15 protein-coding genes are annotated in these 13,716 nt (G+C 68.5%); 13 read left to right on the top strand and 2 right to left on the bottom strand.

Annotated features, from left to right (window positions below; translation table 11 throughout):
* The first annotated feature begins 30 nt into the window (after positions 1–30).
* The 11 genes from purH (at position 31) to LRH25_RS33200 (ending at position 9,891) form a co-directional block, all read left to right on the top strand.
* A complete protein-coding gene (gene purH, locus LRH25_RS24205) occupies positions 31–1,644 on the top strand; it encodes a bifunctional phosphoribosylaminoimidazolecarboxamide formyltransferase/IMP cyclohydrolase (protein WP_141285470.1) in 1,614 nt (537 codons plus the stop codon).
* Between the two features lie 73 nt (positions 1,645–1,717).
* Positions 1,718–2,203: a MarR family winged helix-turn-helix transcriptional regulator gene (locus LRH25_RS24200; RefSeq protein WP_231012633.1), complete on the top strand. Its 486-nt coding sequence runs from the start codon at positions 1,718–1,720 to the stop codon at positions 2,201–2,203.
* Positions 2,190–3,086, top strand: a complete 897-nt coding sequence (locus LRH25_RS24195; protein WP_170200998.1) for an alpha/beta hydrolase family protein — start codon at positions 2,190–2,192, stop codon at positions 3,084–3,086. The genes LRH25_RS24200 and LRH25_RS24195 overlap by 14 nt, the downstream gene beginning before the upstream one ends.
* A gap of 36 nt (positions 3,087–3,122) precedes the next feature.
* Positions 3,123–3,755: a lysophospholipid acyltransferase family protein gene (locus LRH25_RS24190; protein WP_141289674.1), complete on the top strand. Its 633-nt coding sequence runs from the start codon at positions 3,123–3,125 to the stop codon at positions 3,753–3,755.
* A gap of 4 nt (positions 3,756–3,759) precedes the next feature.
* Positions 3,760–4,734 (top strand): phosphatidate cytidylyltransferase, encoded by a 975-nt coding sequence (locus tag LRH25_RS24185; RefSeq protein ID WP_141289675.1) that lies wholly within the window; start codon positions 3,760–3,762, stop codon positions 4,732–4,734.
* Positions 4,731–5,294, top strand: coding sequence for a crossover junction endodeoxyribonuclease RuvC (ruvC, locus tag LRH25_RS24180; RefSeq protein WP_141289676.1), 564 nt, complete (start codon positions 4,731–4,733; stop codon positions 5,292–5,294). Before LRH25_RS24185 ends, ruvC begins: the two co-directional genes overlap by 4 nt.
* A 448-nt stretch (positions 5,295–5,742) precedes the next feature.
* Positions 5,743–6,276, top strand: coding sequence for a hypothetical protein (locus LRH25_RS24175; protein WP_141289677.1), 534 nt, complete (start codon positions 5,743–5,745; stop codon positions 6,274–6,276).
* Positions 6,277–6,309: 33 nt separating this feature from the next.
* Positions 6,310–6,849 carry a cell division protein FtsI gene (locus LRH25_RS24170; RefSeq protein ID WP_141289678.1) on the top strand — a complete coding sequence of 180 codons (540 nt, stop codon included), beginning with the start codon at positions 6,310–6,312 and terminating at the stop codon, positions 6,847–6,849.
* Between the two features lie 43 nt (positions 6,850–6,892).
* Positions 6,893–7,627: a flagellar basal body L-ring protein FlgH gene (locus tag LRH25_RS24165; RefSeq protein WP_231012631.1), complete on the top strand. Its 735-nt coding sequence runs from the start codon at positions 6,893–6,895 to the stop codon at positions 7,625–7,627.
* Positions 7,628–7,747: 120 nt separating this feature from the next.
* Complete coding sequence (locus LRH25_RS24160) at positions 7,748–8,521, top strand: response regulator (RefSeq protein WP_231012628.1); 774 nt, start codon at positions 7,748–7,750, stop codon at positions 8,519–8,521.
* Positions 8,518–9,891 (top strand): sensor histidine kinase, encoded by a 1,374-nt coding sequence (locus LRH25_RS33200; protein WP_231012626.1) that lies wholly within the window; start codon positions 8,518–8,520, stop codon positions 9,889–9,891. The genes LRH25_RS24160 and LRH25_RS33200 overlap by 4 nt, the downstream gene beginning before the upstream one ends.
* Positions 9,892–9,918: 27 nt before the next feature.
* On the opposite strand, the gene LRH25_RS24150 is transcribed toward LRH25_RS33200, so the two are convergent.
* Together LRH25_RS24150 and LRH25_RS24145 are read right to left on the bottom strand one after the other, a co-directional pair.
* Positions 9,919–10,929, bottom strand: coding sequence for a DUF6976 family protein (locus LRH25_RS24150; RefSeq protein ID WP_141291568.1), 1,011 nt, complete (start codon positions 10,927–10,929; stop codon positions 9,919–9,921).
* Between the two features lie 14 nt (positions 10,930–10,943).
* Positions 10,944–11,954: a hypothetical protein gene (locus LRH25_RS24145; protein ID WP_231012624.1), complete on the bottom strand. Its 1,011-nt coding sequence runs from the start codon at positions 11,952–11,954 to the stop codon at positions 10,944–10,946.
* Positions 11,955–12,201: 247 nt separating this feature from the next.
* On the opposite strand from LRH25_RS24145, the gene LRH25_RS24140 reads away from it, so the two are divergent.
* The gene (locus LRH25_RS24140; protein WP_141290663.1) at positions 12,202–12,900 is read left to right on the top strand and encodes a dienelactone hydrolase family protein; all 699 of its coding nucleotides are present in this window, start codon (positions 12,202–12,204) and stop codon (positions 12,898–12,900) included.
* 43 nt (positions 12,901–12,943) lie between these two features.
* Positions 12,944–13,651, top strand: coding sequence for a dienelactone hydrolase family protein (locus LRH25_RS24135; RefSeq protein WP_141290665.1), 708 nt, complete (start codon positions 12,944–12,946; stop codon positions 13,649–13,651).
* Positions 13,652–13,716 lie beyond the last annotated feature (65 nt).

Genomic DNA, 13,716 nt, shown 5'->3' with positions numbered 1-13,716 from the left:
CGATTCATTTTTCCTTCCGCCATCGCCACCATGTCCACCCTCACCGCCCTGCTCTCGGTCTCCGACAAGACCGGCATCGTCGAATTCGCTCAAGCACTGCACGCACAGGGCATCAAGCTGCTGTCCACCGGCGGTACCGCCAAGCTGCTGGCCAGTGCCGGCCTGCCGGTCACCGAAGTCTCGGAGATCACCGGCTTCCCCGAGATGCTGGACGGCCGCGTGAAGACGCTGCACCCGCGCGTGCACGGCGGCCTGCTGGCCCGCCGCGACGTGCCCGAGCACATGGCCGCGCTGAAGGAACACGGCATCGGCACGATCGACCTGTTGATCATCAACCTCTACCCGTTTGCACAGGCCACCGCCAAGGCCGACTGCACGCTGGACGACGCGATCGAGAACATCGACATCGGCGGCCCGGCGATGCTGCGTGCGGCCGCGAAGAACTGGCAGGACGTCGCGGTCGTGATCGACCCGAGCGACTACCCGCAGGTGCTGGCCGAACTGAAGGGCCAAGGCCTGCAGCGCGCCACCAAGTTCAAGCTGGCCAAGAAGGTGTTCGCCCACACCGCCGCCTACGACGGCATGATCACCAACTACCTCACCGCGCTGGAAGCCGGCGCCGAGGAGAAGACCGCCGAAGTGCCGGTTCGCGCCGAGTACCCGGACGTCTTCAATCTGCAGCTGAGCAAGGTGCAGGGCATGCGCTACGGCGAGAACCCGCACCAGAGCGCGGCGTTCTACAAGGAAGCCAAGCCGGTGGAAGGCACGCTGTCGCAATGGACGCAGATCCAGGGCAAGGAGCTGAGCTTCAACAACATTGCCGATGCCGACGCGGCCTGGGAATGCGTGAAAGCCTTCGACCTGCCGGCCTGCGTGATCGTCAAGCATGCCAACCCCTGCGGCGTGGCCGTGGGCGCCACGCTGCTGGAAGCCTACGAGAAGGCGCTGAAGACCGACCCGACCTCGGCCTTCGGCGGCATCATGGCCTTCAACCGCCCGGTGGATGCCGACGTGATCGAGGCCATCAACGCGCACAAGCAGTTCGTCGAAGTGGCGATGGCGCCGGCCTTCACGCCGGCCGCCCGCGCGGCCTATGCCGCCAAGCAGAACGTGCGCCTGCTGGAAGTGCCGCTCAGCAAGCTGAGCAACCCGCTGGACTTCAAGCGCGAGTCCTCGGCAAACACGCTTGATTTCAAGCGCGTTGGGGGCGGCATGCTGCTGCAGTCGGCCGACACCATCGACATCGTCGGCGAGCTGAAGGTCGTCACCAAGCTGCAGCCCACCGCGCAGCAGCTGGAAGACCTGCGCTTTGCCTGGACCGTGGCCCGCTTCGTCAAGAGCAACGCCATCGTCTTCTGCAAGGACGGCATGACCTTCGGCGTTGGTGCCGGCCAGATGAGCCGCCTCGACTCGGCCCGCATCGCCAGCATCAAGGCCCAGGCCGCCGGCCTGAGCCTGGCCGGCACGGCCGTGGCCAGCGACGCGTTTTTCCCGTTCCGTGACGGCCTGGACGTGGTGGTGGACGCAGGCGCGACCTGCGTCATCCACCCGGGCGGCTCGATGCGCGACGAAGAGGTCATTGCCGCGGCCGACGAACGCGGCATCGCGATGGTGCTGACCGGCACCCGCCACTTCCGCCACTGAGCGGCCGCCCTGCAAAACCGGCTTCGGCCGGTTTTTCTTGCGCCAGATACTTCGCATACGAAATAATGATGCCATGTCGCCTGCCCGCGCACCCCGCCCGCCTCGATTGATCTTCCTGCTCAACAGCGCCCAGCGCCGCTTGCAGCAATGGATGGCCGTGCTGCAGTCTGAAGCCGCCGCCAGCGGCGAACCTGCGCCCACGCCGGCGCAGGCCGGGCTGCTGTTCGTGCTGGCCAAGGAAGACGGCGCCACGATGGGCCGTGTCGCCCAGGCGCTGGACCTGGCGCCTTCGGCCGTCTCGGGCCTGGTGCAGCGCAGCGAGGCGCTGGACTGGGTGCAGCGCCGGGTGTCGCCGGAAGACGCCCGCACCCAACAGGTCTGGCTGCGCCCAGCGGGCCGCGACCAGCTCGCACCGTTGCACGCGGCCACCGCCCGCATCAACACCCAGCTCACCGCCGGCTTCAGCGAAGCCGAGCTGCAGACCGTCGCCCGCTGGCTGCGCCATGTGCAGCAGCTGGGCGGCCCCACCGTGCCAGGAGAGACCGATGAGCCGCGCTGACACCCCCGCCGACCTGGCCGAACCCGTCGCCCTCACCTGCGCCGACGGCGTGACGCTGCGCGGCCATTTCCTCGCCCGCAGCGGCGGCAACACCGGAGAAGGCGGCGGGCTGCCTGTGCTGATCGCCCCGGCCACCGGCGTGCGCCAGCACTTCTACCTGCGCTTTGCCGCCTGGTTGGCAACGCGGGGCCACGACGTGCTGGTGTTCGACTACCGCGGCGTGGGCCAGTCGCTGCATGGCCCGCTGAAGGACTGCCAGGCGACGCTGGCCGAATGGGGCCAGCAGGACCAGGTGGCGGCGCTGGACTGGCTGCTGGCGCGCACCGGCCAGCCGCAGGTGCTGATGCTGGGCCACAGCGCCGGCGCGCAGATGCTGGGTCTGCTGCCCAACCACCACCGTGTGGCCCGGCTGGTCGGCATTTCGGCCTCCACAGGCTGGTTCGGTGGCATGCGGCCGGCCTTCCGCGTTGCCGCGCGCATGGTGCTGTGCGGCCTGGTGCCGCTGGGCATCCGCCTGAAGGGCTACGGCACCTGCAGCGCCGTGGGACTGGGCGAGAACCTGCCGGCCCAGGTCGCGCTGCAATGGGGCCAGTGGTGCAGCGCGGGGGGCTACGCGACCAATGCGGTGCAACAAGGCGCGGCCAACGACTTCCACGCCGCGGTGCGCACGCCCATCACGGTGCTGCACGCCAGCGACGACAACATTGCCACCGACAAGACCGTGGCCGACCTGCTGCGCACCTTGCCCGCCGCACCGCACAGCGTGCGCCGCGTGCACCCAGCCGAACTCGGCTACAAGGCCATCGGTCACATCGACTGGTTCCGCGGCTCGCACAAGGCCTTGTGGCCGCTGATGGCGCAGGCCTTGCGCGCGCCGGGTTGAAGTGGGCGGCATGGCCGGCGGCTAACATGCGGCCCCATGACCAGAGCCGACCTCGTGGGCCAGTTGCTGGCTTTCATCGCCAGATTGATCACCGGCGCCCAAGGGCACTGGAAAGGCTGCCCGCCGCAGGCGCTGCAGCGCATCTACTTTGCCAACCACCAGAGCCACCTGGACTGGGTGCTGATCTGGGCCTCGCTGCCCGGTGAGTTGCGCGCGCAGACCCGGCCGATCGCGGCGAAGGACTACTGGACCGCCTCGCCGTTCAAGCACTGGTTGACACGCGAGGTCTTCAACGCCGTCTACGTGAGCCGCACCCGCGCCAAGGAAGGCCCGGATGCACAGGACCCGCTGGAGCCACTGGTGCAGGCGCTGCAGGGCGGTGATTCGCTGGTCATCTTTCCCGAAGGCACGCGCAGCAACAAGGGTGAACCGCAAAGCTTCAAGAGTGGCCTCTATCACCTGGCCGCGCAGTTCCCGAATGTGCAGCTCATTCCCGCCTGGATCGCCAACGTGCAGCGTGTGATGCCCAAGGGCGAAGTGGTGCCTGTGCCCATCCTGTGCACCGTGACCTTCGGCGCGCCGATGGCCCTGAACCCCGGCGAAGACAAGCGCGCCTTCCTCGACCGCGCCCGCGCGGCCGTCGTCGCGCTGCGGCCGGCGGGAGGCTGAGCCCATGCAGGACCTGCTTCAACTCAGCACCGAGCAGCAGATCGGCCTGCTGTTCGTGATCGTGTTCGGCGTGCTGGCCGGCCTGACAACGTGGGCCACGCTGCGCAGCCTGGGCGACGCGCCGCCCGAGATCCAGCTGCGCCATGACCGCTTCGTGCGCGAGCTGCGCGCGATGTGGATCGGCCTGACCACCTTCTGGCTGGCCTGGCTGTCCGGGCCGATTGGCGCGACCTTGCTGTTCGGCGTGTTCTCCTTCCTCGCGCTGCGCGAGTTCATCACGCTGATGCACACCCGCCGCAGCGACCACCGCAGCCTGATCTTCGCGTTTTTCATCGTGCTGCCGATCCAGTACGTGCTGGTGGGCGGCCAGCATTTCGACCTGTTCTCGGTCTTCATTCCCGTCTACGTGTTTTTCGTGATCCCGGTCATCAGCGCGCTGGCCGGCGACCCTGGCCGCTTCCTGGAGCGCAACGCCAAGATCCAGTGGGGCATCATGGTCTGCGTGTTCGGCCTGTCGCACGCGCCCGCGCTGCTGCTGCTGGACTTCCCCGGCCACGCCGGCCGCGGCGCCTTCCTGCTGTTCTTCTACGTGCTGGTCGCCATCGTCGCCTACTTCGCGCAGGAGACGCTGAGCCAGCGCTTGCGCCGCCGCCCGGTGGCGCGTGCCATCAGCCGCACGTTCTCGCTGCAGGCCTGGGCGCTGGGCGCCGCGGTGGGCGGGCTGACGGGAGGGCTGCTGTTCTGGATCACGCCGTTCAAGCTGCCGCAGGCCATCCTGATCGCCACCATCGCCGCGGCCGCCGGCAACATCGGCGAGTTCGTGATGCGGGCGCTGAAGAAGGACGCAGGCGTCGCCTGGTGGGGCAACCGGGCCTCGGTCACCGGCGCGGTCGGCCTGCTGGACCGCATCGCACCGCTGGCCTTCGGCGCGCCGGTGTTCTTCCATTCGGTGCGCTGGTACTTCAAGCTCACGCCATGAGTGTTCCTGTTCGGGTGCTGGGCATCGACCCCGGCTTGCAGTGCACCGGTTTCGGCGTGGTCGAGATCGAGGGCAGCACGCTGCACTACGTGGCCAGCGGCACGATCCGCACGACCTCCGGCGTCGCGCTGGGTGACCTGCCGAACCGGCTGAAGATCATCTTCGACGGCGTGCGCGAGGTGGCCGAGCGCTACCAGCCCACGCAGGCCTCGTGCGAGATCGTGTTCGTCAACGTCAACCCGCAGAGCACCCTGCTGCTGGGCCAGGCCCGCGGCGCGGCGCTGACGGCGCTGGTCACCGCCGGGCTGCCGGTGGCCGAGTACACGGCACTGCAGATGAAGAAGTCGGTTGTCGGACACGGCCATGCGCGCAAGGAGCAGATCCAGGAAATGGTGATGCGGCTGCTGCGCCTGCCCGGCCTGCCCGGCAAGGACGCGGCCGACGCGCTGGGCCTGGCCATCACCCACGCCCACGCCGGCGGCTCGTTCGCCGCGATGGCCCAGGCCACCGACCTGAAGCGCCGCACCCACGCGCAATTCAAGGGCGGCCGCACCTACTGATCCGGTCACGCCGCGCAATGCGGCATGACGCCGGCCGCATGAACCGCTGCACGGCTTTCAGGTCCCAACCCCACAGCATGACGCCGCATGCTTCAGCACAGCATGCGGCATCACCGTCTGTGCGCCGTAGCTCATAAACTTGCCCGCGAAACCCGAATTCGCTGCCGCTTTGTTGCCAGCATATGCCGCCCCATGCTGAATTGGCGATATTCAATGCCTCTCGCGTGAATCTATATTGCCAGTCACGCCATATTCTTACTTCGTGAATATCAGTGAACGGCAATCGAATTGGCGGGTGAATCTCGAATTGCTCGCCAAAACCCGGCCGGCGCGGCTGCCTAGCATTCACTTCACCAGCACAGGCATCCCTTGGTGCGACAACCGCCTCCCGGCGGACCTGCGCTGCATTCGCCCGCAATTCCCTCGACATCTCCTCCGGAGCCTCGCCATGAGCAGCATCAGCGCCTTGTCCTCGAATATGGCCAATCCTGGCATCGCCAGCACCCAGAAGAAACCCCTGGGTGCTTTCGAAGTCAATTCAAAACAATATGGCCCGGTGGTGGCCACCGCGATGGGCGTGGCCCAGGCCACAGGTGAAGCCGCCCATGCGGGCGTGTCGTTCAGCGCCGAAGCGCTGAAGCGCCTGCACGACGCTGGCGACGCACTCGCCGACGCGGCCGGTGCCGCCTGGGACGGCACCGTGGCCAGCGTGCACGACCTGGCACAGGGCATCGAGCAGGGCCTGTCAGACGGCTATCACAGCGTGATGGACGAGGCCAGCGAGATCGGCAGCGACATCCAGGACGCCGTGCAACAGGCCTATGCCTGGGGCCAGTCGGTCGAACACAGCGTGGCCGACGCCGCCAGTTCGGTCACGCACTCGGTGGAGGATGCCGCCTCGGCCGTGACCGACACGCTGGGCGACATGGTCGACGGCGCGGCCAGCTACGTGGCCATGGGCCTGTCGGTGCTCAGGGCGTGAGCGCCCGCAGCCCGCATTGACCGGACCGATGCCATGCGACTGATTGCCTCTTCGTTGTCTGCGGCCACCCTGGTGTTGTCGCAGACCGGCTGTTCGCTGTTCAGCCCGGTGCCGCTGTGGGAACTGGCCAAGGCCGGTGGCACCGTGGCCAGCATGGCCCTGCCCTATGGCGAGCCCAAGGCCAGCGACACGGTCTACCACCTGCACCCGCGATTCCACACGCTGTGCATCGCCTTCAACCCCGACACGCCAGCCCAGGGCCTGGTGCCGGCGCTGCAGGCCGAGCTGCGGCTGCACCAGATCGAGACCCGCGTTTACGAAGGCGTGCTGCCCGAGCGCTGCAGCGTCTCGCTGGCCTATGAGGCCGCCATCGGCTGGGAAGTGCCGCCGCTGGGTGGCGGCTACCAGGCCTACCTCAGCACGCTGGCGCTCACCTTGCGCGACGCCGACGGTGCCGTGCTCTCCAGCAGCCGCTATGAGGTGGACAACGGCCTCGGCTGGGGCAAGTGGCGCAGCACGCGCAGCAAGGTGGCCCCGGTCGTCAGCGCCCTGGTCACCGGCTTCGAAAACTGAACGCCATCTTGCTGATGGATCCCCCGCCCCAGGAGCCTCTTCGATGAACACCCCCATCGTCCTCAGTGAATCCACCACGTTGAGACTGCTGTGCCTGCTGTGCTGGTCCTGCGGCGCGCTGCTGGTGCTGCTGTTCAGCGGCTGCGCCAGCGCGCCCGACAGCACCGTGCCGGGCCCGCTGGCCGCCGCGCCGCTGCCCCGCCCGGCCAACGTGGAGCGCGCCCGCACCGGCGCCATCTACCAGGCCGGCATGTCGGCCGACACGCTCTACACCCGCGACAAGAAGCCGCACCAGATCGGCGACACGCTGAAGGTCGAGATTGCCGAGAGCCTGAGCGCCAGCCACAAGGCCAGCACGACCACCAGCGGCGACCGGGCCATGGCCTCCAAGGGCCCGGGCAGCAACTCGGGCAACAAGCTGCTGTCGTCCATCATGAACCAGGACGCCAGCGCCGCCGGCAGCAACAGCTTCAAGGGCGACGGCAGCACCGACAACAGCAGCAAGTTCAGCGCGCAGGTGGCCGCCACCGTGATCAACGTGCTGCCCAACGGCAACCTGGTGGTGGCCGGCGACCGCAGCATCGCGCTGAACGGCGGGGTCAGCGTGCTGCGCTTCTCCGGCATCGTGAACCCGCGCGACATCAAGGCCGGCAACGTCGTGGCCTCGTCGGATGCGGTGAATGCCAAGGTCGAGGTGGTGGGCCGCGGCGAGGTGTCGGACGCGGCGCAGCGCAGCTGGATCCAGCGCGTGCTGAGCGACAGCCTGTCGTTCTGGTAGTCCATCACGGTGGAGGCCTCGATGTCGTTTTGTGTCACCAAGGTTCATGGGCCAGCAACACTGCATCAAGCCAGCGAAGCAATCATGGCGCCGTGTGCCCTTCCCCTTGCATCGCCCTCCATGTACAGCAGCTCCCGCCCCGCCCATTTGTTCGTGGTTGAAGACGACCCGGAGCTGCGTGACATGCTGCAGCTCTATTTCCAGCGCCAGGGCCAGCAGGTCACCGCGCTGGGCAGCGCCGAGGAGCTGCTGGCGCGGCTTCGCCACGAGCCTTCGCCGCGGCCCGACCTGGTGGTGCTGGATGTGGGACTGCCGGGCATGAGCGGCCTGCAGGCCTGCCAGCGCCTGCGTGCCGAGGGCGATCGCCTGCCCATCATCCTGCTGACCGCCAGCACCGAGGAGGTGGACCGCATCCTCGGCCTGGAGATGGGCGCAGACGACTACCTCGGCAAGCCGTTTTCGGCGCGCGAGCTGCTGGCCCGCATCCGCGCGGTGCTGCGCCGCACCGATGCCGGGCCACCGCCGGCCTCAGCACCCGACCGGCAGATGTCCATCGGCGCCTACCGCTTCTCGCCGGCCCAGCGCAGCCTGCAGCGCGGCGACGAGGTGCGGGTGCTCAACACCGTCGAATACGCGCTGCTGCACACGCTCACGCGCCACGCCGGCAGCACCGTCTCGCGCGAGCAGCTGCTGGCCGCCTCGCACAGCAGCCAGGACGCGGTGCTGCTGCGCGCCATCGACGCGGCCATCATGCGGCTGCGCAAGCTGATCGAGCCGGACCCGGCCGCGCCGCGCTTCATCCAGACGGTGCGTGGGCATGGCTACATGTTCGTGCCGCACACGGGGGAGACCCTCACCGCCCCTGAAGCCCCCATCCCGTTGCAGCCGGCGTGAGTGCCACGCCGGCCGCCCCACCGTCCCCGCGCGCGGGACCGGCTTCAGGGCCTGCTGGCGCCAGGTCACTGGGCGCCAGCTTCTCCATCGTGCACCGGCTGATCGGCTTGGCCGTGGCCGTGGGGCTGCTGTCGCTGGCCCTCAATGGCGCGTTGATCTTTCGCGCCATCGACCCGTTGGGCGAGGACCTGACCGAGGCCCTGCATCGCCAGATCGCGACGGCTCGGCTGACGCTCCAGCGCGCCCCGGCCGATCAGCGCCAGGCGCTGGCCGAAGAACTCCAAGCGCTGGGCCTGCATTTGCGCCGGGCGCCTCCTCCCGTCCCGCAAAGCCCCGGCGAGCCGCTGATGGCCCGCCTGCAGGCCCTCCTGGGGCCAGAGGTGCGGCTGACGCGGCAAGCGGCGCCTGATGCAAGTGCTGATGCCACAACCCATCTGCAGGCCTCTTTCCAGGTGAACGGAGAAGACTGGCAATTGCTGCTGCCCACCCACACGCCACCGCCAGGCGGCCCGCTGCTGCCCTTGCTGGCCGCCTTGGCGGCGGTAGGCCTCGCGGCAGCCCTGACCCTGGTGCTGGGCATCCGCCTGATCACCCGGCCCATTGCCCGCATTGCCGACGCGATGGCCGAGCGGGCTGGGGCGCTGCGTCCGCTGGAAGCGCCGCCTGCAGCCGGCCGCGAGCTGCAACCGCTGATCAGCGGCTTCAACCGGCTGGTGGCGGCGCTGATGCAGGCCCAGGCCAGCCGACGCCAGTTGCTGGCCGGTCTCTCCCACGACCTGCGCACACCGCTGGCGCGGCTGCGCCTGCGGGTGGATGTCGAATGCCCCGCCGCCGTGGCCGAGCGCATGGCACCGGACTTTGACGCGGTCGAGCGCTTTGTCGGCCAGTTCCTGGGTTTCGCCCGCGGCGGCGCCGAGATCAGCCTGGGCCAGCCCCGGCCCCTGGCCGCGCAGCTGCATGCGCTGGCCACGCAGTACGCAGCACAAGGTGTTCAGCTGCAGATCGAGGACAGCGCAGCTGCCGAGCGCACCGGCTACCCCGACCTCGCCATCCAGCGCCTGCTGGGCAATCTGGTGGACAACGCGCTGGCCCATGGCCGGCCGCCGGTGCGCATCGTCGCGGAGGGCGATGCGGACGAATGCAGGCTGTGGGTGCGGGATGCCGGCCCCGGCCTGCCGCCTGCAGGCTTGAGCGAAGCGCTGCAGCCCTTTGTGCGCCTGGGCCCTGGCAACGGGCTTGGTGGCCATGCAGGACTGGGCCTGGCCATCGTCGCGCAGCTCAGCGCGCAGCTGGGCGGGCGAGTGACGCAACAGCCCTTCGACGGCCAAGGCCACGCCCTGGGCGTGGCCCTGCCTCGCCAGCGCAGCTGAGCCGCACCCGGCGAACGGGGGAAGGGTCTACTGCCCTTCGTCCACCAGCGAGAGGTAGACCAGGGTCTGGTTGAGCAGTTGGTAGGCAATCTCGCCGAAGGTGGCCGGGCCCTGTACGCTGACGGTCTTCCCCTCCAGGCCGCCGTAGGCATAGTTCAGCACGCAATTGCAGCTGAACACCTGTTCGCCCGGGATCTGGTGGCTGGCCAGTGCCGAGGCAAACGCGCTCACATAGTTGCCCACCGGCCGCGCCGGCCGGTAGACCGTGCCGGGAAAGACCGGCGCATAAAACTCCACGCGCCGGGACTGGGCATCGAGCTTCTTGATGCACACGTTCACCAGCGCGCCGCAGTAGTCGGCCACCAAGGGCAGCTGGGTGTTGAAGCCACGCTCCACCATCCAATCGTGCAGGTTGTGGCTGCGACCATCGATGCGGCAATCGCCTGCTGAAAACCCGCCCTGCGTGAACTCGATGGCCGGCCCGGTTTCGGGCGAGACGGGGTTGACGATGTCCACATGCACCATCTTGTCAGCGGGCACTGGCACATGCATGGCCACCGCGCCATCCTCCAGCGCCAGGCCGGTGCTGCCGTCGAAGACCAGGGGCTTGACCCGGCCCAGGTCATCCAGATGCACGCCCGAGACCCAGCCCACCAGCGGGCGCAGGTACATCTCGGCGTAGCCCGGCGCCTCCTGTGCAAAGGCCTCGTGGGCGCTGCTGAAAGCCGGCATCACGATGAGCGTGAAGCCATGCTCGGGCCCGTCCGTGCAGACCCGCTCCAGGCTTTTGCGGTCGTAGCGCATGATGCGCGGGCCGCTGCCGGCGATGGGCAGCTCGGTGACGAAAAGTGCGTCTCGCGTGGTGGTGCCGCGCTCGGCCATGAAGTAGGGAATCGTGCCGCCTATCCAGGGGCCGCGCGGCAGGCGCCGCAGCAGCGCTTCGTCTGCTGCCATGCAGCAGGGGCGCCCCGCCCGGATCAGCTCTGTGGCCTGCGCCAGGCTCATCAGGCGGTGTTGCAAACTCGTCTTGGTGCTCATGCCGGGCCGATTCTTCAGTGAGCGCGCCAGTTGCGCAGTTGGGAAATCTCGTAGCCCAGCGCGCCTTGGTGGCGTGAGAAGTAACGATGGATCTCGACGAGCTTGAGCATGCGCACATCGCTGTCCTCGATGACGCGGATCTGCGAGCGCAGTTGGGTCAGCAGCAGGCGCAGGCCCAGGGCCCGTACATCGAGCGAGCACTCCCCCTCCAGCAGCGCCAGCCACAAAGGATCGGTGGCGTCCGGCAGCTCGAAGCCCTGCGCGGCGGAAGAACGCATGCCGGCGGCCGACACGGCCGCCGCCCGGGCCACTGGCGCGGCCACCGCGCGCTCCATCGCCGCCGGGACCTGCGCCGTCAGACCGGGCAGCTGCGCGATCTCATGGCGCAACACGGCCTGGCTGCGCAGGAAATAGCGATGCAGTTCCTGCGCAGCCTGGCGGTGCAGGTCCGCGTCGCCATGCAGCGCCGCCTCGCGCTGCAGCTTGGCCAGCAGCAGCCTCAGGCCCAGGGCCTTCACATCCAGGGACACGCGGCCCATCAGCAGCGCAGGCCACAGCGGCGAACCTTCCGCCGGCAGGCCGGAAGGCGCGGGCAGCGCAGTCGTGTTGCGGCCCTGGTCCAGCCGAAACTTGTGGCGCCACAGGTCCGCAAAGGGCAGCTTCAACAACACCGAAAGCTGCTCGGTGGTGGCGCCGGCCAGCAGCAAGTCCATGATGAGGCGCTGCAGGCCGCGCGTGTAGCCGGGCGCTTCTTCACCCGTCCAGGCGGTGGCAGGCAGGGCGTCGCCATCACGCAAGCCCACCTGCACGCGGCAGCGCCATCCGGCCAGGGTCACATGCTCCCAGCGCAACTGCCGCCGCACGGGGACCACGGCGCGCCGGCTAAACAGCCCCGGGTGAGGCGGTGGCCGCTCGATGTGAACGGTGACGGTTTGCGTGCCGCTGCTGCGCTGCACGTCCATCACTTTCCAGGGCGCGTCCACGCCCAGGAGTTCGGCCATCAGCGGTCGATCATCGTCCTTCATCGGTGAGTCCCCCCTCGCACCTGGCTTCAGGCTTGGTCAAAACATTGTGGGATGGGCGCGGGTCAGCAACAACGGGGCCGACCCTGAATAGGCGACACGGCCGGGCGGTTTTGCACACAATCGGCGGGGCGCGACATGCCACCCCGGCCTTGGCGCCGTGGCTGGCCCAACCCCTGCGCAAGGCATCAAATGGCATTGAGTTACGCTTAACGTCAGGTCAATTGCTCCTCCGAACGGGACACTCCATATGGGACACCTCATCGAATTCAAGCGCGCCGATGGCCGCAGCGCCAAGGCCTATTGCGCCGAAGCGCCAGAGCCCGTGGCCTCGGTGGTGGTGATCCAGGAGTGGTGGGGCATCAACGACCAGATCCGCGGCGTGGCCGACAGGCTGGCCGCTGCCGGCTTCACTGCGCTGGTGCCCGATCTCTACAAGGGAAAAAGCACCGTGGAGCAGGAAGAGGCCCACCACTTGATGACCGGGCTGGACTTCGGCGACGCGGCAGCGAACGACGTGCGCGGTGCGGTGCAACACCTCAAGGCCCAGGGCCTGGGCAGCGGCAAGGTCGGGGTCACCGGCTACTGCATGGGCGGTGCGCTGAGCCTGCTGTCCATGGTGATGGCACCCGAGGCGGATGCGGCCGTGGTCTGGTACGGCTATCCGCCGCTGGAATTCATCGACGCCAGCAAGATCGGCGCTCGCCCCTTGATGGCCCACTGGGCCACCCAGGACCAGGCCTTCGCGCTGAGCGGCGTCGACGCCCTGGAGGCCAAGCTGAAAGAGGCCCAGGTGCCATACGAAGGCTACCGCTACCTGGCGCAGCACGCCTTCGCCAACGAGACCGCCGTAGGCCCCGGCCGAATCGCCATGACCCAATACGACGCCGCCTGGGCCCAACTGGCATGGGACCGCACCCTGCGCTTCTTTGGACAGCAGCTTGGCTGATGTGCAGGCGGGATCACATACCCAATACCCTATAGGATTTTCGATGCCTCATCCCATCACCACCGAATGGCTGGACGTCGACAGCCCGGACGGCCGCTTCGGCGCCTACCTGGCACTGCCACCCGGCGGCAGTGGCCCGGGCCTCTTGTTGCTGCAGGAGATCTTCGGCGTGAACCCGCACATCCGCAGCGTGGCCGAGCAGTACGCGCAGGACGGCTTCGTGGTGCTGGCGCCGGACCTGTTCTGGCGCCACGCGCCACGGGTCGAGCTGGGCTATGACGGCGACGACGCCAAGCGGGCCTACGAGCTGATGGGCACTGTCAAGTCCGACCAGGTGCTGGGCGACATGAAGGCCACGTTGGGCGTGCTGAAGGGTCGCGCCGAGTGCAGCGGCAAGGTCGGCGCGATCGGCTATTGCATGGGCGGCCGGCTGGCCTTCAGCGCCGCGGCGATGATGCCGGTCGACGCGGCGGTCGCCTACTACGGCGGCGGCATCCAGAACCAGCTCGCGCTGGCGCCGCAGGTGCGCTGCCCCATGCAGTTCCACTACGGTGAGCAGGACGACCACATTCCGCTCAGTGCGGTGGAGCAGGTGCGCGGCGCCATGGCCGACCACAAGGGCACCGAGTTCCACGTCTACCCCGGCGCCGGCCACGGCTTCAACTGCTGGGCCCGCGGCAGCTACCACCCGCGCAGCGCCACGCTGGCCCACGGGCGCAGCCTGGCCTTCCTGGCCCAGCACCTGTACTGAGGTTTCCGAACCGCAAAAAGAAAACCCGGCCAGGTGCGCTGCACCTGCCGGGTTTTTTCATGCGG

Origin of the sequence: Ideonella azotifigens, assembly GCF_021043325.1 — a bacterium.
Taxonomy (GTDB): Bacteria; Pseudomonadota; Gammaproteobacteria; order Burkholderiales; family Burkholderiaceae_C; genus Ideonella; species Ideonella azotifigens.
This window is presented reverse-complemented; position numbering and strand designations above follow the sequence as displayed.